Raw genomic sequence first — 21917 nt, forward strand, 5'->3', positions numbered from 1 at the left:
CCTAAAAACCGTCCGCTTCCCTCCCCTCCAGCACTTCCCCGCCCTATGTCGATATGTGATTTGGAACTTTCCTCAAGCCCTGCAGAGCGCCCTAACGCTCATAAATCAAGGGCTTTCGGAGTGAACAATGTGCTGGATTTTGCGGAGCGCATAAGTTTTTTTTGGCATAAGCATTATGAAAAATTCTTCTATGTTTTTCCCCAGAATGTTCTTAGCTCTGTTGTTACAAGCATGAAACGGTTTTCACTATAAATGCCGTCAAATATTTGGCGACTAATAAGCACCATTAGGAATCAGGGAGAGGCACCCATGCGCGTATTAACCCCCCTCTGCAGCGCAATTCTACTGGCCATGGCCTGCACTTCTCAGGCTCAAGCCATGTCATTGACGGAGGCAATCCAGAGCACCATCGCAACCCACCCGGAGCTGGCGTCGCGTGTAGACAGCCGCCTCTCGGCCGATGAGCAAGTGAAAGTCGCCAAGGGAGGATTTTATCCATCGGTTGATCTGAATGCCGCCTACGGGCGCGGGTACAGCGATAACACCAGCACCCGGGCATTCGGTAATCACCACACCGAAATCCTGACCTACACCCAATCGGAATTGCGTCTGCGGCAGATGCTCTTCGATGGTTTCAACACCTCCAACGAAGTCCAGCGCACCAAAGGCGTGGTCAATTCCCGGGCCTATTACGCTCAGGGCACCGCTCAGGATCTGGCCCTGCGCACCATCGAGGTCTACCTCGAAGTGCTCAAGCGCCGCGAACTGGTGACCTTGGCCACGAACAATCTGCAAGCTCACATGCGGGTCAACGATCAGATCGGTCTGCGCACCCAGCGTGGTATCGGCAGCACCGCCGACTCCGACCAGTCCGTCGCTCGCCGGGCACTGGCACAAAACAACCTCGATACCGCTGAAGTCGATCTGGCGGATGCCGAGTCGAACTTCTACGCCGTCGTGGGGCGCCTGCCCGATGAACTCGAAGCCCCGCCCTCGACCCGCGGCGAACTGCCCGCCACCCTGCAGGAAGCCCAGCAAAGCATGCTGGAAAACAACCCGTACCTGAAATCCGCCCAGGCCGATGTGCAATCGGCCGAGAGCCAGTACGAAGTTGCCAAGTCGCCGTTCTACCCTCGCTTCGACGCCGAAGCCGCCGTGGGTGCGAACAACAACGTGCAGGGCGATGAAGGCCACGACAACGAATGGCGAGTCGGCGTGGTGATGAACTACAACCTGTTCCGCGGTGGCAGTGACAAGGCTCGCCTGGCCTCCAATGCGCACCAGATCAACCAGGCGATGGACATCCGCAACAATGCCCTGCGCCAACTCAACGAGAACATTCACCTGGCCTGGAACGCCATGGTCAATGCCAAGAAACAAACCCCGACCGCCCTCGAATACGCGGATACCAGCCGACGCGTGCGCGTGGCGTATCAGGACCAGTTCGGTCTGGGCCAACGCACCCTGCTCGACCTGCTGGACAGTGAAAACGAGCTCTACAACGCCAACCGCCGCTACACCGAAGTGCGCTACACCGAGGAGTTCTCGATGTACCGCGTGCTGGCGAACATGGGGCAGTTGCTGAGCAAACAACGGGTGGTGTTGCCCGCCGATGCGATCGCCTCCACGGAAGTAAAAAACGAAGCCCGTTTGCCCGAACTGAAGTAACCCCTGTAGGAGCTGCCGCAGGCTGCGATCTTTTGATCTAGATCCTGAAAAAACAAGATCAAAAGATCGCAGCCTGCGGCAGCTCCTACAGGGAGATGTGTAGATACCTATGCCAACGGGAGCGATCAATGTGACCAGCATGGAACCCGGCAACATCAGTGTCGATCCGCGCCTGAGCTTCGATGACCCACTTCTGGACGGTCTGCTGATCCTCTGCAAACTCCATGGCGCGACTGTCAGTCGCGCCAGCCTGAGTGCCGGGCTCCCCCTGAACAAACAACGTTTGAGCCTGGACCTGCTACCTCGCGCAGCGGCCCGGGCCAGTTTGCAGGCGCGATTGCTGCGCCGTGAACTGGCGGACATTTCCGCCCTCAACCTGCCAGTGATGCTGATCCTCAACAACGGCCGTACGGCCGTTCTACGACGCTTCGGCGATGACGGGCAGTTGCTGATTTTGCCGAGCGAAGCCGACGGCGGTGAACAATGGGTCAGCACGGACGAGCTGGCCGAGAATTACAGCGGCCAAGCCTTGTTCGCGCGGCCGCGGCATGAACTCGAAGACTTGCGCTCGCCGCTGGTGCCGCGGGTTGAAGCGTGGTTTCGCGACACTTTGAAGCTGTCGAAGTGGCTGTACAGCGATGCGATTCTGGCGAGTTTTCTGATCAACCTGCTGGGGCTGATGGTGCCGCTGTTCGTGATGCAGACCTACGACCGGGTGGTGCCGAACCAGGCCACGTCGACGTTGTGGGTGCTGTCCATCGGCTTGCTGATCGGCACCGGTTTCGAACTGGCGCTGCGGGTGGTTCGCGCGCACTTGCTGGACTCCGCCGGGAAGAAAACCGATGTGATCCTTTCGGCCACGTTGTTCGAACGCATTACCGGCATGGCGATGAAAGCACGGCCGGCGACCATTGGTGGTTTTGCCCAAAGCATTCACGACTTCCAGAGCCTGCGGGAATTCCTCACCGCCGTGACCCTCACCAGCCTGATCGACCTGCCCTTTGCCGTGCTGATGCTGGTGGTGATCGGCCTGCTCGGCGGCTGGCTGGTGGTGATTCCGTTACTGGCGTTTCCGATCACGATCATCTTCGCAATGGTGATCCAGGTGCGCCTGCGCGACACCGTGCAAAAAAGCCTGACCCTGGGCGCCGAACGCCAGGCGCTGCTGATCGAAACCCTCGGCGGTCTGGAAACCCTCAAGGCCTGCAGCGCCGAAAGCGAACGCCAGCACAAATGGGAAAGCACCCACGGCGCCCTCACTCGCCTCGACAGCCATGCGCGCAACCTCTCGGCACTGGCCACCAACGGCACGCTGTTCATCCAGCAATTCTCCGGCATGGCGACCATCGTCGCCGGCGTCTACAGCATCATTGCCGGCAACCTCAGCGTCGGTGCGCTGGTAGCGACCTACATGCTCGGCAGCCGGGTGCTCGCGCCGCTGGGGCAAATTGCCGGTTTGATCACCCGCTACCAGCAAGCGCAACTGACCATGAAAAGCACCGATGCGCTGATGTCCTTGCCGCAGGAACGCGACGCCAAACAACGGCCGCTGGAACGCACGCAACTGCAAGGCGCGCTGGACGTCAGCAGTGTGACGTTCCACTACAACGGCCAGAACGCTCCGGCCTTGGCCAACATCAGCTTCAGCGTGAAACCCGGCGAGCGGATCGGCATCATCGGCCGCAGCGGCTCGGGTAAAAGTACGTTGGCGCGGCTGGTGATGGGTTTCTATGCACCGGAAGAAGGCCAGCTGCTGCTCGATGGCCTGGACTTGCGGCAACTGGACGTCGCCGACCTGCGCCAGCAAATCGGTTATGTCGCCCATGACCTGCCGCTGTTGGCCGGCAGCCTGCGCGACAACCTGACCCTCGGCGCACGCTACATCAGCGATTCACGGATGCTAGAAGTCGCCGAACTGACCGGCGTCACCGAGCTGGCGCGTCAGCATCCCCAAGGCTTCGACCGGCCAGTGGGTGAACGCGGACAACTCCTGTCCGGCGGTCAACGTCAGGCGGTGTTGCTGGCCCGCGCGTTGTTGTTGGATCCGCCGATCATGTTGCTCGACGAACCCACCAGCGCCATGGACAACAGCAGCGAAGACGTTCTGCGGCAAAAACTCCACCGCTGGGTCCAGGGCAAAACCCTGCTGCTGGTGACCCACCGCACCTCGATGCTCAGCCTGGTGGATCGGCTGGTGGTGCTGGACAACGGGCGGATCGTCGCCGACGGTCCGAAAGAAGTGGTCATCGATGCACTGCGCAAGGGCCGTGTCGGCTCTGCGGCTGTCTAGGAGCTAGCCATGGCCCGTTCATCATCCGACACCCCGCTCTCCAATTCGAAGCCGCGCGGCTACTTCGGCAGTTTCAGCAAAAGCGCCGAAAGCGAATTCATGCCGGAAACCGCGGGCGCCTCGTTGCAGGATTCCCCACGCTGGTCGCGGATCACTGTGTGGCTGGCGGCTGCGCTGATTATCACCGCGGTGGTCTGGGCCAAGTTTGCGGTGCTGCAGGAAGTGACCATGGGCGAAGGCAAGGCGATTCCGTCGAGCAAAGTCCAAGTGATCCAGAACCTGGAAGGCGGCATCGTCACTGAGATTTTCGTGCGCGAAGGGCAAATGGTGAACAAGGGCGACACCCTGCTGCGCCTCGATGACACTCGATTCCTGTCGAACAAGGGCGAAAGCGAGGCGGATCGTTATGCGCTGACCGCGCAGGTCGAACGACTGTCGGCCGAAGCGGAAGGCCGGCCGTTCAAGTTGTCCCCGGAAGTGATCGCCAAGGCGCCGCAAGTGGCCGAAGACGAGCGCTCGCTGCACGAACAACGGCAACGTCGACTGGCCAGCGAACAGCGCACCTTGAGTGAGCAGCTTCGGCAAAAAACCCAGGAACTGGCAGAGTTCCGCTCCAAACAGGGCCAATACAGTTCAAGCCTGGCGCTGCTGCAGCAAGAAATGAACATGTCCGCCCCGCTGGTGGGCTCCGGGGCGGTTTCGCCGGTGGAAATTTTGCGCCTCAAACGCAGCGCGGTGGAGATTCGCGGTTCATTGAACGCCACGACCCTGGCGATTCCTCGTGCGGAATCGGCGATCAACGAGATCAAAAGCAAGATTGATGAGTCCGAACAATCCTTCCGCTCCGACGCGGCGAAAGAGCTGAATGAAAAACGCACCGACCTGTCGAAAATTACGGCATCGAGCATTGCTATCGATGACCGCGTAACCCGCACCACGGTGGTGTCGCCGGTTCACGGGATTATCAAAGTACTTAAGGTCAACACCATCGGCGGCGTGGTCCAGCCGGGCAGCGACATGGTGGAAATCGTGCCCATTGAAGACAACTTGCTGATCGAAGCCAAGGTCCGCCCGCAGGACGTGGCGTTTCTGCATCCGGGGCAGAAAGCGATGGTCAAGTTCAGTGCTTACGACTACACGATTTATGGGGGGCTGAGTGCGAAGCTGGAGTTGATTGGCGCGGACACGATTACGGATGACAAGGGCAACAGCTTCTACCTGATTCAGGTGCGGACTGATAAGAATCACTTGGGCGGGGATGTGAAACCGTTGCTGATCATTCCGGGGATGGTGGCGACGGTGGACATCATTACCGGGGAGAAAAGCGTGCTGGATTACTTGCTCAAACCGGTGCTTAAAGCCCGGACCGAGGCGATGCGCGAACGTTAGTCTCTGGCCCGGATTTTCTGTGATTGGACTACCTATATCGCGAGCAAGCTAGCTCCCACAGTGGATCGCATTTCTTCTGGAAGAACTCGGTCAACTGTGGGAGCGAGCTTGCTCGCGATGAGGCCCGCACAGGCAATGATCATTTCTGCCCATGATTGCGCCGAAAGGTCTCCTCCCCCATCGCCGCAATCTGCCCCTCGATCAACGCTTCAAACGGTCGTAGCAACGGCTCGAAAGTGGTCGGTGATTCAAGTGTTTGCAACGCCTGAACAATCGCCTCCACCGTCGACAACGCGCCCGGCCCCGGTGCCTTGCGCAATCGATATCTCGACACCCCGCCCTGCGCCAACGTCACCCTCGGCAGCGCCGCCAGCAGCGGGTTGAGGTGCAGCATCTTGCGCGCCTTGCGCCAGGTGCCGTCCGGGACGACCAGCAATAGCGGCTGATCATTTGCCGTGTAAGCCTGCAACGGCTGCGCATCATCGGCGGGAAACAGCAGCCGCGCCTGATAACCCGGCTGATTCAACAATGCCGGCAAATCCTCGAACACCTCGCCAACCATCAGCTCGGCATTCTTCAACCCCAACGCCGCCAACCGTGCGGTGTTCAGCGCATGGTTGACTTCGCTGGGATGCTGCAACAACAGCACTCGGGTGCGGCTGTCGAGGCTCGGAATCAGCGGGCACAGGCAATGGGTTTGCGGACGCAGGCAGCGCGGACATTGGATTCTGGACATAGTTTTCAAGCCTGATTCAGTTGCGCTTTGAGCAGGTCGCGAAAGGTCTGGATCAGCGGCTCGCGGCTGCGGCCACGACGCACGATCATCGAGAACGGCGCCTGATAGCCGAAAGTCGCCGGCAGTAGCACTCGCAAATCGCCCTTATCCGCCCAAGCCTGCGCGTAGTGCTCCGGCAGGTAACCGATGTAGGCGCCCGACAGCACTAGAATCAGCTGCGCCTCCATACTTTCCACTGTCGCCGCGCTGTGCTTGAAACCGTGACGCGCCAGTTCCGCCTGGCTCCAGTAACCACGGCCGACCATGCGCTGCTGGGTGATCACTTGTTCAGGGATGCGCCGCTCGGTGAACAGCGGATGACGGCTGCTGCAATACAACCAGTGTTGCTCGCGGTAGAGCGGCATGTAGACCAGACCGCTCATGCGCGTGGAGAACGCGCCGATGGCCAGGTCGAGACGGTTATCCTGCACGCCGAGTTGCAGTTCGTAAGGGCTCATGACCGACAAATGCAAATGCACGGCCGGGTGTTCCTGACTGTAAGCGCCAATGGCTTCGGCGAACGGCAAGGCCTTGTCGCTGACGGTGGAGTCGATGACGCCGAGGTTCAAGGTGCCGCGCAGTTCGCCCTTGAGCGCCGCGGCGTATTGTTCGAAGCCTTCGAGTTCGCCGAGCAGACGCAGGGTTTCCTGGTGGAACAGTTCGCCTTTGCTGGTCAGGCTGAAACCACCCCGGCCGCGATGGCAGAGGACCAGGCCGAGGGCTGCTTCGAGCTGGCTCATGTAAGTGCTGATGGCCGAGGTCGAGAGGTTGAGCTCTTGCTGGGCGTTGGCAAACCCCTGATGGCGAACCACGCTGACGAAGATGCGCAAAAGTTTCAGGTCGGGTAAAGCGTTGGCCATGGGGCTCTCCAATTGCAACGAAACGCGCATTACTTTTGAGAAACACAGACCACTGTGGGAGCGAGCTTGCTCGCGATGAGGGGCTGACAGTCAACCTCGATGTTGACTGGCCCACCGCTATCGCGAGCAAGCTCGCTCCCACAGGGGTTGCATGTGTTCTCACCTTGAATGACAGGCACCAAGGATCTGCGCGTGGCTTCAAGTCTATCGCCGCCCGAGCCATTAGTTTAGAAAAATCTGAACTAAGTATTTGCCCGTAGCGATTCTTCCCGGCCACTACATTTCGCAGAATCGCCCCACAGCGGTGCCCGTGTCCCCCCGACCGGTCAACCGACATAAATAAAACAACGACGATGAGGCCCTACCCGTGGACAAGATTCTTCACCAACCACTGGGCGGCAATGAAATGCCGCGCTTCGGCGGCATCGCCACCATGATGCGACTCCCCCATTTGCCAACCGCTGCCGGTCTGGATGCTGCCTTCGTTGGCGTCCCTCTGGACATCGGTACTTCCCTGCGCCCCGGCACCCGTTTCGGGCCTCGCGAAATCCGCGCTGAATCGGTGATGATCCGCCCGTACAACATGGCTACCGGCGCTGCACCGTTCGACTCGCTGTCGGTTGCCGACATCGGTGACGTGGCGATCAACACGTTCAACCTGCTGGACGCCGTACGGATCATCGAAGAGTCCTACCACAAAATCCTCGAACACAATGTGATCCCCCTGACCCTAGGCGGCGACCACACCATCACCCTGCCAATCCTGCGTGCGATCCATAAGAAGCACGGCAAGGTCGGCCTGGTGCACATCGACGCTCACGCCGATGTGAACGATCACATGTTCGGCGAGAAAATCGCTCACGGCACCACCTTCCGTCGCGCTGTCGAAGAAGGCCTTCTGGATCCGGACCGCGTGGTGCAAATCGGCCTGCGCGCTCAGGGCTACACCGCTGACGACTTCAACTGGAGCCGCAACCAGGGCTTCCGTGTGGTCCAGGCCGAAGAGTGCTGGCACAAATCCCTGGCACCGCTGATGGCCGAAGTTCGCGAGAAAGTCGGCGGCGGTCCGGTGTACCTGAGTTTCGACATCGACGGCATCGACCCAGCCTGGGCGCCAGGTACCGGCACCCCGGAAATCGGTGGTCTGACGACCATTCAGGCGATTGAAATCGTTCGCGGCTGCCAGGGCCTCGACCTGGTCGGCTGCGATCTGGTAGAAGTCTCGCCCGCTTACGACACCACCGGCAACACCTCGCTGCTGGCCGCCAACCTGCTGTACGAAATGCTCTGCGTACTGCCTGGCGTGGTCCACCGCTGAGGATCGGTCATGAACGAACGTGATCAGGTACTCAAGGCCGCTGCCGATCTGGTAACAGCCTTTGCCCGTAATGATCGCGAAGCCTACTTCGGTGCGTTCAGCGCCGACGCGAGCTTCGTGTTCTACACCCTCGAGCAGCCCCTGCTGTCGCGCGATGCCTATCAGGCGTTGTGGGACACCTGGCGAGCCGAGGATGGCTTCGAGGTGCTCTCGTGCACCTCAAGCAACGCCTTCGTCAGCCTGCAGGGTGACGTGGCGATTTTCATCCATGACGTGGCCACCGAGCTGCGCATGCAAGGGGAGCAACACTTCAGCCAGGAGCGCGAGACGATTGTGTTTCGCCGACAACAACAAGGCCTATGGCTGGCCTGCCACGAACATTTGTCCGCGATGCCGGAAGGGCTGCCAACCCCTTAGCCAAACAGGTGACGCTCACACACGATGAGCGCGCCTTTATGATCGGAGCAGATCATGAATAACAACAACAAAGAAAAAAGCCTTAGCAGCATTGAAACAAACGGGGTCGAACAGATCCCGGATCATGAGCGCGACGCCAAACCCAGCGACCTGTTTCGCTTGATCTTCGGCGGCGCCAATACCTTCGCCACAGCAGTGCTCGGCAGTTTTCCCGTGCTGTTCGGCCTGTCGTTCCAGGCCGGGGTCTGGGCGATTGTGCTGGGCGTGTTGCTCGGTGCGCTGATCCTTGCGCCGATGGGTCTGTTCGGCCCGCTCAACGGCACCAACAACGCCGTTTCCTCTGGTGCGCACTTCGGCGTGCACGGGCGGATCGTCGGCTCCTTCCTGTCGCTTCTGACCGCTATCGCATTCTTCTCGCTCTCCGTCTGGAGCTCGGGTGATGCATTGGTGGGTGGTGCCAAACGCCTGATCGGCCTTCCGGAAACCGACCTGACGCTGGGCCTGGCCTATGGGTTGTTCGCGATCCTGGTGCTGACGGTGTGCATCTACGGCTTTCGCTTCATGCTGTGGGTCAATCGCATCGCGGTGTGGGCCGCCAGCCTGCTGTTCCTGCTCGGCATCTTCGCCTTCGCCCCGACCTTCGACAGCCAGTTCGCCGGCACCGTAGCCATGGGTCAGGCCGGTTTCTGGGCAGCGTTCATCGGCGCCGCGCTGGTGGCCATGAGCAACCCGATTTCCTTCGGCGCGTTCCTCGGTGACTGGTCGCGCTACATCCCGCGCGAAACCCCGAAAGGCCGAATCATGCTGGCGGTGATCGCAGCACAAATCGCAACCTTGATTCCCTTCCTCTTCGGCCTCGCCACCGCCACCATCGTAGCGATCAAGGCGCCGGACTACATCGCCGCCAACAACTACGTCGGCGGCCTGCTGGCCGTCTCGCCGAGCTGGTTCTTCCTGCCGGTGTGCCTGATTGCGGTGATCGGCGGCATGTCCACCGGCACCACCTCGCTCTATGGCACTGGGCTGGACATGTCCAGCGTGTTCCCACGGGTACTGTCGCGGGTCAAGGCCACGCTGCTGATCGGAGTGATGTCGATTGCCTTCATCTTCATCGGCCGCTTTGCAGCGAATCTGGTGCAGAGCGTGTCGACCTTCGCCGTGCTGATCATCACCTGCACCACACCGTGGATGGTGATCATGATCATCGGCCTGCTGGTGCGTCGCGGCTTCTACTGCCCGGATGACCTGCAAGTGTTCACCCGCGGCGAGAAAGGTGGCCGCTATTGGTTCACGCATGGCTGGAACTGGCGTGGGCTGGGGGCCTGGATCCCGAGCGCTGCGGTGGGCTTGTGCTTTGTGAACCTGTCTGGGCAGTTCGTTGGTCCGCTCGGTGAATTGGCCGGCGGCATCGACATCAGCTTGCCGGTCACCCTTGGCCTGGCGTCGCTGGTGTACCTGGCGCTGTTGAGCCTGTTCCCGGAATCGGCCGCGGTGTTCGGTCCAAACGATCCACGCAGCAAGGGCACGGATTCGCTCGCTAAACCGGCAGTGCGACAAGTCGCCTGATTGAACGCATTACCTGTGGTCAACGCATTTCCTGTGGGAGCGGGCTTGCCCGCGATGAACGATGACGCGGTCTGCCTGACAGACCGCGGCGCCCCCATCGCGGGCAAGCCACGCTCCCATAGAGATTAATGCTCCCCCCAGGGATTGATTTTCGCCTCACCATAAAAAAGACAATCGGAGACACGCCAACATGGCATTGGATTTATTCGTCGTACTCATCTACGCCGCCGCGATGCTGATACTCGGCTACTACGGCATGCGCAAGGCCAAGACCAACGAAGACTTTTTGGTCGCCGGTCGTAACCTCGGCCCGAGCCTGTATATGGGCACCATGGCCGCCACCGTTCTGGGCGGTGCGTCCACCGTCGGCACCGTGCGCCTGGGCTACGTCCATGGCATCTCAGGTTTCTGGCTGTGCGCCGCACTGGGTTGCGGGATCGTGGCGCTGAACCTGTTCCTCGCCAAACCGCTGCTGAAGCTGAAAATCTACACCGTCACCCAGGTCCTGGAAAAACGCTACAACCCGATGGCCCGCTCCGCGAGCGCGGTGATCATGCTGGCGTATGCGCTGATGATCGGCGTGGTCTCGATCCTGGCCATTGGCACGGTGCTGCAAGTGCTGTTCGACCTGCCGTTCTGGCTGTCGGTATTGGTCGGCGGTGGCGTGGTGGTGATTTATTCGGCGATCGGCGGCATGTGGTCCCTGACCCTGACCGACATCGTCCAGTTCGTCATCAAGACCGTGGGCCTGATGTTCATCCTGTTGCCAATCTGCCTGTACCGCGTCGGTGGTTGGGATGAGTTGGTGTTGAAACTGCCGGCAACCGCCTTCAGCTTCACCACGATTGGCTGGGACACCATCATCACCTACTTCATGATCTACTTCTTCGGGATCCTGATCGGCCAAGACATCTGGCAGCGTGTGTTCACCGTCAAGAGCGCCAAAGTGGCTCAGGTCGCCGGTACATTCGCAGGCTTCTACTGCATCCTTTACGGACTGGCCTGCGCCCTGATCGGCATGGCCGCTCATGTGCTGATCCCGGACCTGGACAACGTCAACAACGCCTTCGCCGCCATCGTCAAACTGTCCCTGCCGGACGGTATCCGTGGCCTGGTGATTGCGGCTGCCCTGGCGGCCATGATGTCCACCGCCAGCGCCGGCCTGCTCGCCGCCGCCACCACCCTGACCGAAGACCTGCTGCCGAAACTGCGTGGCGGTAAACAATCGAGCCTGGGTATCAACCGCCTGTTCACCCTGCTGACCGGCATCGTGGTACTCGGCATCGCGCTGGTGGTCAACGACGTGATCAGCGCGCTGACCCTGGCGTACAACCTGTTGGTGGGTGGCATGCTGATCCCGCTGGTCGGTGCGATCTTCTGGAAACGCGCAACCACCGCCGGCGCTATCGCCAGCATGGGCCTGGGCTTTGCCACCGCGCTGGTGTTCATGATCAAGGACGGTATGGACGCCAACACCCCGATCTACTACAGCCTCGGCGTAGGTCTGGTGAGTTTCGTGGTGGTCAGCTTGCTGTCCCGTCGCCCTGCAGTGGTGGCCAGCGCCGCCTAAGCTGAACATAACGACTTGATGCTTTCTTCGACGGGTGTGGCGTCGGTTGCCACACCCGTTTTTTTTCGTCTGGAGAAAATCGTTTATGAAGATCGTCAGCCGTGATCAGTGGTTCGAGGTGAAACAGCTCAGTGACGGTATCCGATTGATTCACGAGCCTTACATCCGCCCCTTCTATCGCTGCAATCTCTGGCACATTCAGGGTCGCGACAAGGACTTGCTGCTCGACAGCGGTTCCGGGCTGGTCAGCCTGCGCGAGCAACTGCCGTGGATCACCGAACGGCCGCTGGTAGCCGTGGCCAGTCATTGCCATTTCGACCACATCGCCGGCCATCACGAATTCCCGGAACGGCTGGTGCATCCGGCTGAAGCGCAGATCCTCGCGTCACCGGACGGCGAGAACACACTGAGCACGGCGTTTGTCGGCGACGAGATGTTCGAGGCGCACCCGGGTTGCCCGTTGTGCTACGCCGAGTATCGGGTCAAAGCTGCTCCAGCCACCGGCCTCATTGAAGAAGGCGACGTACTGGATCTGGGCAACCGCACGCTGCAAGTGCTGCATACGCCGGGGCATTCACCGGGCGGCATCAGCCTTTACGAAGCGGCGACCGAAACCCTGTTCAGCGGCGACATCATCTATGACGGGCCACTGATCGAAGACGCCTACCACTCCAACCTCGACGACTACGCCCGCAGCCTGCAGCGTTTGCGCGAGTTGCCGATCCGCACGGTGCATGGCGGGCATTTCGGGAGTTTTTCCGGGGAACATTTGCGCACAATGATTGACGAGTGGCAGCGCTTGCACGCCTGAAGCCTGCTGTACTCAGCCCCAGGGACAACAACAATAACGCCCTCGAAGAACCCCCATGAAAAGAGCTGCCGTTCGTGCTGCCGTGCATCGTTTCATCCGCCGCCTGCTGGAGGGTCAGGATGACTTCGACGACAACGCGAGCCTCGCGCAATTGGGATTGGATAAAGAAGATATCGAAGAGCTGATCTTCCATCTGGAAGATGAGCTGGGTTTAACAGCGTTTACGGCGGAGGAAGATCAGATGCTCAAGACCGCCAGGACGGCGAATGACTTGAGCCGGTTTTTGATCGAGATTGGGCGGCATTGACCTGTAGACCGCCAAGATCGTCCGAACGCGGTACAGGTACACGGGCAATCGCAGCATTGGCGCTACTCCCTGTAGGAGCTGCCGAAGGCTGCGATCTTTTAGGCCTTGACGCGTTACCGGCGGCGCTGCTGGCGTCGGCGTTGTTCGTCGTCAGTGCGAATAGGCACAGGTTGCAGAGGCGGTTCGATCAAACCGAGTGCAACACCCAGGTCGTGCAGCCAGTTTTGGATTTTCTCTTTCATGGTGCCCCCTTCAGGGTAGTGCCGAGTGGCCAAAATTCTGTAGCCACTTCGCACTGATAATAGTCCGAAGTCCTACGTAATGCTCGCCCAAAGTCGCAATGATCTGTTACTGAATTGATCAAAATACCTGACCGATAGTTCAAGCCATCGCCCGAGCCTGACTCGGCGCCGACGGATAGACCAATTGTTGCTGCTCAAGCCACGCGTTCAAATTCGCCCCGACCATGCCTTTGCGCCACATCAGCCACGTGGTGGCACTGGCAAATGGCTCGGCCAACGGATGTACCGCCACGCTTTCGCGACCCGGCAGGCTGGCGAGCATCGACTCCGACATCAGCGCCACGCCAGAGCCGGCGATCACGCAGGCAAGCATCCCCGGATAAGACTCGATTTCCATCGCCCGGCCCATGGCCGCGTGGTAATGGGAGAACCAGGCTTCCAGCCGCATGCGGTAGGAACAACCTTGCCGAAACGTAAACACTGACCGCCCTTCCACATCCAGTGCGCTGAGGATCGGCGGGTGATCGGCCTCGCTGATCAGCACCAGCCGTTCGTCGCACAACGGCACGCCGTCCAGACCGGCCAGCTCCAGCGGACCGTCCACCAACGCCGCATCGAGACGCCCGGTGAGCAAACCTTCAAGCAATTCGCCGCTTGGCCCGGACTGCACTTGCAGGTTCACCGCCGGGTAAGTGCGGTGATAACGCGCCAGCAACCCCGGCAGATGAATCGCCGCTGTGCTGTACATCGTGCCGAGCACGAAGTCTCCGGCCGGTTGCCCGCCCTGCACCGCCGCTTGAGCTTCGTCGCGCAGATTGAACAGCTTGGCGGTGTAGTCCAGCAAGACTTTTCCTGCAGGCGACAACTGCAAACGCTGACGTTCACGCACGAACAGTTCTACGCCGAGTTGCTCTTCCAGCTGTTTAAGCCGGGTCGACAGGTTCGACGGCACCCGGTGCAGGCGTTCGGCAGCGCGGGTGATGGAACCCTCCTCCGCTACCGCCTGGAAAATCCGCAATTGGCTGAATTCCACGCCATTCTCCAAATCAGAACAAGTTACTCACTATTATTCATTTTAAAAGAAAGTCAATCAGTCCTAGCCTGACGGTCATTGATCCTCTGCTGGAATTCAGACCATGTCCCCTCTGATTCGCTTACTCGCCAGTTTCATCGCCCTGATGATGGCCATGGGCATCGGGCGTTTCGCCCTCACGCCTCAGTTGCCGCACCTGCTCAGTGAAGGCCAGATTGACCTGACCGCCGCCGGTCTGATTGCCGCGGCCAACTACCTCGGCTACTTCGTCGGTGCGGTGGACGCGATGTTCTCTCGCCGCCCCGAGCAAGTCCGCCGGCGCTTGCTGGGCGGTTTGTGGCTCTGTGTATTGCTGACGTTGGCCTCGTTCTGGGCCAACGGGTTTTGGTCCCATCTGGTGCTGCGGTTCGGCACCGGCGTGGCCAGCGCCTGGGTGCTGGTGATGATCACCGCGTTGAGTCAGCCGTTGGCCGCGGCGGCCGGTCGCCCACGACTTGGCGCCCTGGTATTTGCCGGACCGGGTTTGGGGATTTTTCTGACGGGCTTGTTGGCCTTGGGATCGAACCTGCTGGGGCAGACTTCTGCAGCCTTGTGGCTGGTGTATGCCGGCGTCGGGCTGGCGATGCTACTAGGGATTCTGCCGTTCCTGCCGCAACCGGCCACGACCGTGGCCGCCGCACCCAGCGTCGCTGGCTCGGGCAATCATGGCATCGGCCGTTTAGGCGTGGTCTATGGGCTGTACGGTTTGGGCTACATCATTCCGGCCACTTTCCTCTCGCAAATGGCCAATGCGCAGTTCCATGGCCAATGGCAGGCCGATCTGTTCTGGCCTTGCTTCGGTCTTGCTTCGGCCATCGGGGTGGTGCTGGTAAGTCTGCGTCGACAGCACCCGCATGGCACTCGTTATTGGCTGATGGCGACGTTATGGCTGCAAGCCGCCGGGGTCTTCGCCTGCTTGTTGGGCAGCGGCCCGGGCCTGGCCTTGGGCGTGATCCTTTGCGGCACGCCGTTCCTGGCCTGCATGCAGCTGGTGATGCAACGTTCCCGGGAGCTGGCGCCCCACGCCACCCAGCGCAACGCCGGACTGCTGACGGCATGCTTTGCCGTAGGCCAGCTCAGCGGGCCGTTGCTGGCGGCGTTGAGCAGCCACTTCAGCGGTGGTTTACAGCCCGCGCTGGTGTTCGCCGGCAGCGGTTTGATTGTCGCTGGCGGTCTGTTATTGCGTCCGGTCAGCTCTGCCCAAGGGCTTTGCGCAAGCGACGGCGCACCCACTGCTCAGCGCTGACAAACGTGATGCCCAACAACACCAGCACCGCGCCGACAACGAAGTTGAAGCTCAGCTCTTCGCCCAGCAGCACCACGCCGAACGTGACGCCGAACAGCGGCGTCATGAACGAAAACACCGCCAGGTTCGCCGCCAGATAACGGCGCAACAGCCAGAACCAGGTCAGGTAACTGAAGAACGACACCACCAATCCCTGGAACAACACACTGGCCACCGCCACGGTGGTGAGGCTGACGTGGGTGACCTGGCCGCTGAGGATCGCGATCAGCAACAGACCAACGAAACCGACAATCAATTGATAGAACAGCGTCAGGGTCACCGGCGCTTCCGACAGGCGCGAAGCGCGCACCACCACCGTGGTTGCACCCCATGACGCGCCGGCCAGTACGCCCAGCGCATCGCCCATCAACATGCGGTGATCGAGGTTGTCCCACGACACTCCACCGGCAAAGGCGATAGCGATCCCGACGAAGGCGAGAAAAATCCCCAGCCACTGGACCGGCCTTAAACGCTCACTCGGCAACAGCCAATGAACGCCTAATGCGGTAAAGATCGGCGCGGTGTAAAGGAACACCGACATGTGCGCGGCCGTGGTCAGTTGCAGGCCTTCGGAAATGAAGAAGAACTCTAGGCCAAATAGCGCGCCAGCCAGTAGTCCACCGCGCCAAGTGTTGCCCACTTGATCCCAGCCGCCCTTCCAGCAGATCAACAATCCTACGAGTAACGCGGAAATACCCGAGCGCCCGGCGGCCTGCATGACCGGCGCGATGTCTGGCGCCGCCCACTTGATCATCACCTGCTGAACACCCCAGATCAGGCACAACCCAATCATCACTTGCAGGGCAAACCCATCGGCGCTGCGCCGGGTGGCGCTCACCGGAACACCTCGACAACATAAAACATGGCAGTCACTCGACAGTAAAAAGCAAAGCCCAGACACAGAGCCGGGACTTTTTCATCACAGTCCAACCCTATGCAATCGCGTTACATGAGGGCGGGCGCGAGGTCAGCTCAGTTCAATGCGATCGGCATGAATGACGATCTGGCCGTTCTTGTACAACGCACCGATGGCCTTTTTGAAGTTGCCCTTGCTCACGCCAAACATACTGCTGATCACCGTCGGGTCGCTCTTGTCGCTGACCGGCAGGCTGCCATTGTTGTCGCGCAACTTGGCGAGAATCTTCGAGTTCAGGCTGGTGGCGGCTTCTTCGCCGACCGGTTGCAGGCTCAGGCTGATCTTGCCGTCGGCACGGACTTCTTTGATAAAGCCCTTCTCTTCTTTACCGGCGCGCATGAACTTGAAGATTTCGTTCTTATGAATCAGACCCCAATGCTTGTTGTTGATGATCGCCTTGAAGCCCATATCGGTGGCTTCGGCAACCAGCAAATCAACTTCCTGGCCAGGGGTGTAGTTGGCCGGGGTCTTGTCGAGGTAGCGGTCCAGACGCGCCGTCGCGGTGATGCGGCGGGTGTGCTTGTCGAGGTAGACGTGCACCACGACATATTCACCGGCGGTCATCTGGCGCTTTTCTTCGGAGTACGGCAGCAACAGATCCTTCGACAAGCCCCAATCCAGGAAAATACCGATGCTGTTGACTTCAACGACTTTTAAACTGGCGAATTCACCGACTTGAACTTTCGGCTTTTCGGTAGTTGCGATGAGTTTGTCATCGCTGTCCAGATAAATAAAAACGTTGAGCCAGTCTTCATCTTCGCTGGGAATATCTTTGGGAATATAACGATTAGGCAGGAGGATTTCGCCATCCGCACCACCGTCCAGATATAAACCGAAGTTAGTGTGTTTAACCACTTGCAAACTGTTGTAGCGCCCGACTAAAGCCATTTCCAATACCCTCATTGCGTGGGCGGCATTCTACCCGGTTTTGCGGGCCGCGTTCGCTGGCCAGCCCGGTGGCGCAAGAAAATCCTCTGAAGGGCTTAATTTTCCTGGGTTTTACCGCACACGCCTGGCCGCTCGTCAGGCCGTTCTGGAGATTTTCGCACCTGTCCCCCAAGCGGAAAACTGTAATTTTTCACGATCGTTCTTAGTTAAAACAGCAGCTTAGAGACCTATTCAGAATAATAACTTGTGATTAATTTTTCATCTGCCCCGTGTGTTTCGGGGGGATATTTACCAAGCAATTGTCAAGTATTTCCTGTACGATGCCTGGCCAAGTTAATTTTCTATAGGTTAATGGCCGCCATGCGTGTAAAAGCATCCAACAGCAAAGCAAAGCCAGCTCCAGCCGTTGAAACCAGCGAATCGATCAACAACCAGATTGCTGCGTTCCTCAAGTCCGGCGGAGAGATCCAGCAAATTGCCAAAGGCGTCAGCGGCCAGACGTTCGGCCCGTCCAAGCAGATCACCCTGGGCAAGAAGTAACTTCCCCAAGATCCGCCGCGTCACCTGGTCCCTAAGCGCTTTGAGCTTCGAAGCGCTTGGACTGGAACCCTCCTCGCAACACCCCCGCAAACAAACCAATATTTCAAAAATCGACGAACGGCCCTCGATGCCGAGCATTCGCCGGTATGCTTGCACACGTCTAGATCAAGCGTTTCAGTAGGTTTTTAGTGCCTGCACCTCGCTGTCATGGAGTGACGCATGCTCAAACCCTCCTATTTATTGCTCGGCACCCTCCTGTCGTGTTCGGTCGCCAATGCGCAAATCTTTCAGCGTGAACTGGGCGACTTCGATCTCAAACTCGGCACCACCCCCAGCCGCAGCATGGCCCAGGGGCTGGTCAAACCTTCCAGCACCGGCTCGTTTCACGGTGGTCTCGACCTGAGCCACGACAGCGGTTTTTACGTGGGCCAATGGGCACCGAGCATGGGTTTAACGCCAGGGGCCAACCTTGAAGTCGACTCCTACATGGGCTTCAAACAGCCTTTCGATAATACCCTCGGGTACGAAGTCGGCATGATCCGTTACAGCTATCCGAAAGTGGACACCCTCGACAGCCAGGAGCTTTTCGGTGGCCTGACCTTTCTGGGCAGCCGTTTCGGCGCAGCGTTCAGCAACGACCCGGACAAACAAAACAGCACCGTATTCGCCGACCTTGGCGGCAATCAGCCGTTTGGCATCGGGATCAGCATGAAATACACCACTCACCAGCTCAACACACCGGTGTCCGTCGACGGTGGGTATGTAGGCAGTTTCACCGACTGGTCAGTGCAATTTTCCCGCCCGTTCATGGGCGTCGATCTGGACCTGATCTACAGTGACTCCAGCTTGAGCGGCAACAGCTGCTCCGCCTATTCCGGGCACAACAGCCAATGCGATGGGCTAATCACCCTCAAGGCCGAACGCGCCTTTTATTGATCGGCTGAACTGCGAGGCTCATCCTGCGTTCACATAGAGAAGCCCATTAAAAAAGCCAGGCCTTCGCAAAGGATTCGCCCATGTCGCGCTGGTTGAAGTGTCTCGCCATCGTTATCACCCTCAGTCTCGCCCTCGGCGCGTGCAGCCGCGTGGGCCTGGCCTATCGCAACCTCGACGTGATCATTCCGTGGACGCTCAGCGACTACCTGGACATGAACGGCGAGCAGAAAGGCTGGTTCAACGAGCGCCTCAAGGAACACCTGAGCTGGCACTGCACCACGCAACTGCCGGGCTACCTCGACTGGCTGGATCGCTTGCAGGTCATGGTCGAGACCAACCAGGTCACCGACGCTGCGCTGCAAACCCGCGTCCAGGAAGCCAAACAAGCCATCGCCCAGACCGCCCGGGAAATCACCCCGTCGGCCATTGAGCTGCTACAGGGGCTGGATGACAAGCAAGTCGCAGAGATGAACGACTCCTTCGCCAAGGACCAGAAGAAACGCCAGGAGCGTTACCTCAAACCGTCCCTCGATCAACAGATCAAGGGACGTGGCCAGCGCATGGAAAAACGCCTGAATGACTGGCTCGGCCCGCTCAGCGCAACCCAGCAGCTACGCGTTGTCGCGTGGTCAAACGGTTTGGGTGACCAAAATACGCAATGGATTGCCAACCGCGCCCATTGGCAGAAGCAGTTCAGTGCAGCGGTTGCGCAGCGCCAGAGTCCAGAATTCCCACAGCGTATCGAGACGCTTCTGGTCAATCGCGAGAGCTTGTGGACGCCCGCTTATCGCCAGGCCTTCGCCAGCACCGAAGCCCAGGCACGGGGGCTATTTGTGGACTTGATGGCCGAAAGCACGCCGGAACAGCGCCAGCGGTTGTTGAAGAAAATAGAAGGGGTGCGCAAGGACTTCAATGATTTGAAGTGTCTGAAGGCGGTGCAGAAGGGTTAGGCGCAACACAAAATAAAATGTGGGAGCGAGCTTGCTCGCGATAGCGGCCTAACATTCAGCATCAATGTTGAATGTGATTCCCTCATCGCGAGCAAGCTCGCTCCCACAGGGGCTTGATGTGATCTTCAGGCAATCTGCGCCTTCGACGCCACCTCATCAAACGCCACCTCATCCAGCGCATCTTCCTGCTCATCCAACACCTGCCGCGGATGGTCATTGCCCGGAATGCTGCTGTCGATCAGGCTCAACAAACTCGAGCCACGCGGCGTCAAAATGTAGTTCGAACCGTTGCCACCTTGATCCTCTGGCCGAGGCTCAATATAACCGCGCGCCAACAGTAACTTTTCATACTCACCGGCCACCGCTTTCAGGTGATCCAGGTTCTCAATCGTCTCACCCTCCGCCGCTTTCTCCGCCGCGTACTGCTCGGCGTAGGGCCGTGGCGTGAAGCTGTGGCCGGCGCTGTTCTGCACCTCGTGCAGCAAGCGTTCAATCAAATCCCAGTTATAAGTCGTCATCCTGATCAACCTCCAGTGCCCGCGAGTGAGATGGCCTTCATAGGGTGTGACCGGCGCGGCTCGTAGCCGTTCAGCCGAGTTTTTTTGCCTGTGCCGACCGGCGGTATGTCGAATTGAGCGTTGGCCAAACGACTAGGCTGTGTAAGTCACCTCCCAGTACCCTGCAGGAGAATCCCAATGAACATTCAGAATCATCCCGTCGTCTCCCGAGAAGAATGGCTCGCCGCCCGCAAGCAACACCTGGCCCACGAAAAAGCCTTCACCAAAGAACGAGACAAGCTCAGCGCCGAACGCCGCGCCCTGCCCTGGGTGAAAATCGACAAGGACTACCACTTTCAGGGCCCGAACGGCGAACTGAAACTGGCGGACCTGTTCGGCGGCCGTAGCCAGTTGGTCATCTACCACTTCATGTTTGGCAAAGGCTGGGACGAAGGCTGCTCCGGCTGCTCGTTCCTGTCCGACCACATCGACGGCGCCAACCAACACCTGGCCCATCATGACGTTGCCATGGTGGCGGTTTCCCACGCACCGTTCGCCGAATTCCAGGCCTTCAAACGGCGCATGGGCTGGAAATTCGATTGGGTATCGTCAGAAGGTTGCGACTTCAATTACGACTTCGGCGTCTCGGCCCGAGCCGAAGACGTAGCGGCCGGAAAAGCCACCTACAACTACGAAAAATCCGACGGCGCCGAAGAGGAACTCCCTGGCCTGAGCGTGTTTTATCGCAATGAAGCGGGCGAGATTTTCCACACCTATTCCACTTATGCCCGAGGTCTGGACATGTTGGTTGGGGCTTACAACTACCTCGATCTCACACCCAAGGGTCGCAACGAAGAGGAAATCATGGAATGGGTAAGGCTTCACGATAAGTATGACGACAAGGCCCCAGCCAGCTGCTGTCATGGGGGGGTAGAGCATCTGCCGAACACCCTATCCCCAAACACCGCAAATCAACTGGGGGAGCGAGCTTGCTCCGGGCGGCGATCCGACGATGACTGACAAACATTCAAAACTGATATCGACTGATACACCGCTATCGTCGGATCGCCGCCCGGAGCAAGCTCACTCCCACAGATGTTGGCAGTGTTTAGTCATCAGCAAATTGCCTAGAGGCTGTCCGACCGCATCAGGACATTCCCCCTACATCAAGTTCAGAACCGGCGCTCTGTACTGCTGGGAGGCTGATCCTTATAGTCAAAACGTCGCCCAAAAGGCGACCGGGTTTGGCGACCTGATCATAGAGAGTCCTTTTTAATAACGAGAGACTCCACCATGGATAGATACATGCCCCTCACCGGAATCGACCTGATCCCGGCTTCTCTGCTTATTGATACCCAAGCGCCACTTGACGTCCTGCAAGCGATGGCGGATTACCGCATCCGCACGGTCACTCAGGTGCTAGAGAACATCGCCTTTCGCGCAGAGATAGGTTGCGACACGGTTGTGCTTTCTGACTTCTCCAAATTGCTGGCCATTCCATTGTAACTGATCCATAAACCCCACCTATCCAAACAGGCGGCGTCTGAGGTGGGGAGGAATCAAATCATGCTGGCGCGGAGGCCATTCGCGGCGTAGCTACTTCATTTTTTGTGGCTTGAT

The 21917-nt window shown here is 59.2% G+C and carries 22 protein-coding genes and 1 pseudogene; 16 read left to right on the forward strand and 7 right to left on the reverse strand.

All coding sequences use genetic code 11. From position 1 onward, the window contains the following. The 4 genes from WLY71_RS21705 to WLY71_RS21720 all read left to right on the forward strand — a co-directional run. The coding region (locus tag WLY71_RS21705) for a hypothetical protein (RefSeq protein ID WP_347805174.1) at positions 1-252 on the forward strand (252 nt) is incomplete at its 5' end. Positions 253-309: 57 nt separating this feature from the next. After that, positions 310-1668, forward strand: coding sequence for a TolC family outer membrane protein (locus WLY71_RS21710; protein WP_347805175.1), 1359 nt, complete (start codon positions 310-312; stop codon positions 1666-1668). A gap of 130 nt (positions 1669-1798) precedes the next feature. Next, entirely contained in the window at positions 1799-3958 is a 2160-nt protein-coding gene (locus WLY71_RS21715) for a type I secretion system permease/ATPase (RefSeq protein ID WP_347805176.1), read from the forward strand. A gap of 9 nt (positions 3959-3967) precedes the next feature. Then, a complete protein-coding gene (locus WLY71_RS21720) occupies positions 3968-5347 on the forward strand; it encodes an HlyD family type I secretion periplasmic adaptor subunit (RefSeq protein ID WP_347805177.1) in 1380 nt (459 codons plus the stop codon). 139 nt (positions 5348-5486) lie between these two features. Here the strand turns inward: WLY71_RS21720 and WLY71_RS21725 are convergent, their stop codons facing one another. Beyond that, positions 5487-6083 carry a tRNA-uridine aminocarboxypropyltransferase gene (locus WLY71_RS21725; protein WP_347805178.1) on the reverse strand — a complete coding sequence of 199 codons (597 nt, stop codon included), beginning with the start codon at positions 6081-6083 and terminating at the stop codon, positions 5487-5489. Between the two features lie 5 nt (positions 6084-6088). Next, positions 6089-6982, reverse strand: a complete 894-nt coding sequence (locus WLY71_RS21730; RefSeq protein WP_007945995.1) for a LysR family transcriptional regulator — start codon at positions 6980-6982, stop codon at positions 6089-6091. Between the two features lie 367 nt (positions 6983-7349). Here WLY71_RS21730 and speB point away from each other — a divergent pair, with 367 nt between their 5' ends. From speB to WLY71_RS21760, 6 genes are all read left to right on the forward strand, one after another. After that, a complete protein-coding gene (speB, locus tag WLY71_RS21735; protein ID WP_283190208.1) occupies positions 7350-8300 on the forward strand; it encodes an agmatinase in 951 nt (316 codons plus the stop codon). 9 nt (positions 8301-8309) lie between these two features. After that, positions 8310-8717, forward strand: a complete 408-nt coding sequence (locus WLY71_RS21740) for a YybH family protein (RefSeq protein ID WP_347805179.1) — start codon at positions 8310-8312, stop codon at positions 8715-8717. Positions 8718-8771: 54 nt separating this feature from the next. Continuing rightward, on the forward strand, positions 8772-10283 hold the full coding sequence (locus WLY71_RS21745; RefSeq protein WP_347805180.1) for a purine-cytosine permease family protein: 1512 nt from the start codon (positions 8772-8774) through the stop codon (positions 10281-10283). 190 nt (positions 10284-10473) lie between these two features. Continuing rightward, a complete protein-coding gene (locus WLY71_RS21750; RefSeq protein WP_347805181.1) occupies positions 10474-11853 on the forward strand; it encodes a sodium:solute symporter family protein in 1380 nt (459 codons plus the stop codon). Positions 11854-11938: 85 nt separating this feature from the next. Beyond that, positions 11939-12664, forward strand: a complete 726-nt coding sequence (locus WLY71_RS21755) for an MBL fold metallo-hydrolase (protein ID WP_347805182.1) — start codon at positions 11939-11941, stop codon at positions 12662-12664. A 55-nt stretch (positions 12665-12719) separates the two neighbouring features. Further along, positions 12720-12971: an acyl carrier protein gene (locus WLY71_RS21760; RefSeq protein ID WP_134422131.1), complete on the forward strand. Its 252-nt coding sequence runs from the start codon at positions 12720-12722 to the stop codon at positions 12969-12971. Between the two features lie 113 nt (positions 12972-13084). Here WLY71_RS21760 and WLY71_RS21765 read toward each other — a convergent pair whose 3' ends face one another. Both WLY71_RS21765 and ptrR read right to left on the reverse strand, forming a co-directional pair. Further along, positions 13085-13213, reverse strand: a complete 129-nt coding sequence (locus WLY71_RS21765; protein WP_007914492.1) for a PA1414 family protein — start codon at positions 13211-13213, stop codon at positions 13085-13087. Positions 13214-13352: 139 nt separating this feature from the next. Continuing rightward, positions 13353-14246 carry a putrescine utilization regulator PtrR gene (gene ptrR, locus WLY71_RS21770; protein ID WP_056742691.1) on the reverse strand — a complete coding sequence of 298 codons (894 nt, stop codon included), beginning with the start codon at positions 14244-14246 and terminating at the stop codon, positions 13353-13355. Between the two features lie 103 nt (positions 14247-14349). On the opposite strand from ptrR, the gene WLY71_RS21775 reads away from it, so the two are divergent. After that, the gene (locus tag WLY71_RS21775) at positions 14350-15531 is read left to right on the forward strand and encodes an MFS transporter (RefSeq protein ID WP_134422132.1); all 1182 of its coding nucleotides are present in this window, start codon (positions 14350-14352) and stop codon (positions 15529-15531) included. Here the strand turns inward: WLY71_RS21775 and WLY71_RS21780 are convergent. Then, positions 15476-16408 carry a DMT family transporter gene (locus tag WLY71_RS21780; protein WP_046048101.1) on the reverse strand — a complete coding sequence of 311 codons (933 nt, stop codon included), beginning with the start codon at positions 16406-16408 and terminating at the stop codon, positions 15476-15478. The two genes, WLY71_RS21775 and WLY71_RS21780, sit on opposite strands and share 56 nt — an antisense overlap. 129 nt (positions 16409-16537) lie before the next feature. Next, entirely contained in the window at positions 16538-17374 is an 837-nt protein-coding gene (locus WLY71_RS21785) for a CvfB family protein (RefSeq protein ID WP_134422134.1), read from the reverse strand. A 351-nt stretch (positions 17375-17725) separates the two neighbouring features. Here WLY71_RS21785 and WLY71_RS21790 point away from each other — a divergent pair, with 351 nt between their 5' ends. From WLY71_RS21790 to WLY71_RS21800, 3 genes are all read left to right on the forward strand, one after another. After that, entirely contained in the window at positions 17726-17914 is a 189-nt protein-coding gene (locus WLY71_RS21790) for a hypothetical protein (RefSeq protein WP_017337097.1), read from the forward strand. 219 nt (positions 17915-18133) lie between these two features. Beyond that, entirely contained in the window at positions 18134-18850 is a 717-nt protein-coding gene (locus WLY71_RS21795; RefSeq protein ID WP_134422135.1) for a TorF family putative porin, read from the forward strand. Between the two features lie 80 nt (positions 18851-18930). Continuing rightward, positions 18931-19800: a DUF6279 family lipoprotein gene (locus WLY71_RS21800; protein ID WP_347805183.1), complete on the forward strand. Its 870-nt coding sequence runs from the start codon at positions 18931-18933 to the stop codon at positions 19798-19800. A 125-nt stretch (positions 19801-19925) separates the two neighbouring features. On the opposite strand, the gene WLY71_RS21805 is transcribed toward WLY71_RS21800, so the two are convergent. Next, positions 19926-20318: a transcriptional regulator gene (locus WLY71_RS21805; protein ID WP_347805184.1), complete on the reverse strand. Its 393-nt coding sequence runs from the start codon at positions 20316-20318 to the stop codon at positions 19926-19928. Positions 20319-20495: 177 nt separating this feature from the next. Here WLY71_RS21805 and WLY71_RS21810 point away from each other — a divergent pair. Then, positions 20496-21227 (forward strand): annotated as a pseudogene (locus WLY71_RS21810) (DUF899 domain-containing protein); the annotation flags it as partial. Positions 21228-21590: 363 nt separating this feature from the next. Beyond that, positions 21591-21803: a hypothetical protein gene (locus WLY71_RS21815; protein WP_347805185.1), complete on the forward strand. Its 213-nt coding sequence runs from the start codon at positions 21591-21593 to the stop codon at positions 21801-21803. The last annotated feature ends 114 nt before the right edge of the window (positions 21804-21917 follow it).

It is taken from the genome of Pseudomonas rossensis, assembly GCF_039888995.1.
In the GTDB taxonomy this organism is placed as follows: domain Bacteria; phylum Pseudomonadota; class Gammaproteobacteria; order Pseudomonadales; family Pseudomonadaceae; genus Aquipseudomonas; species Aquipseudomonas rossensis.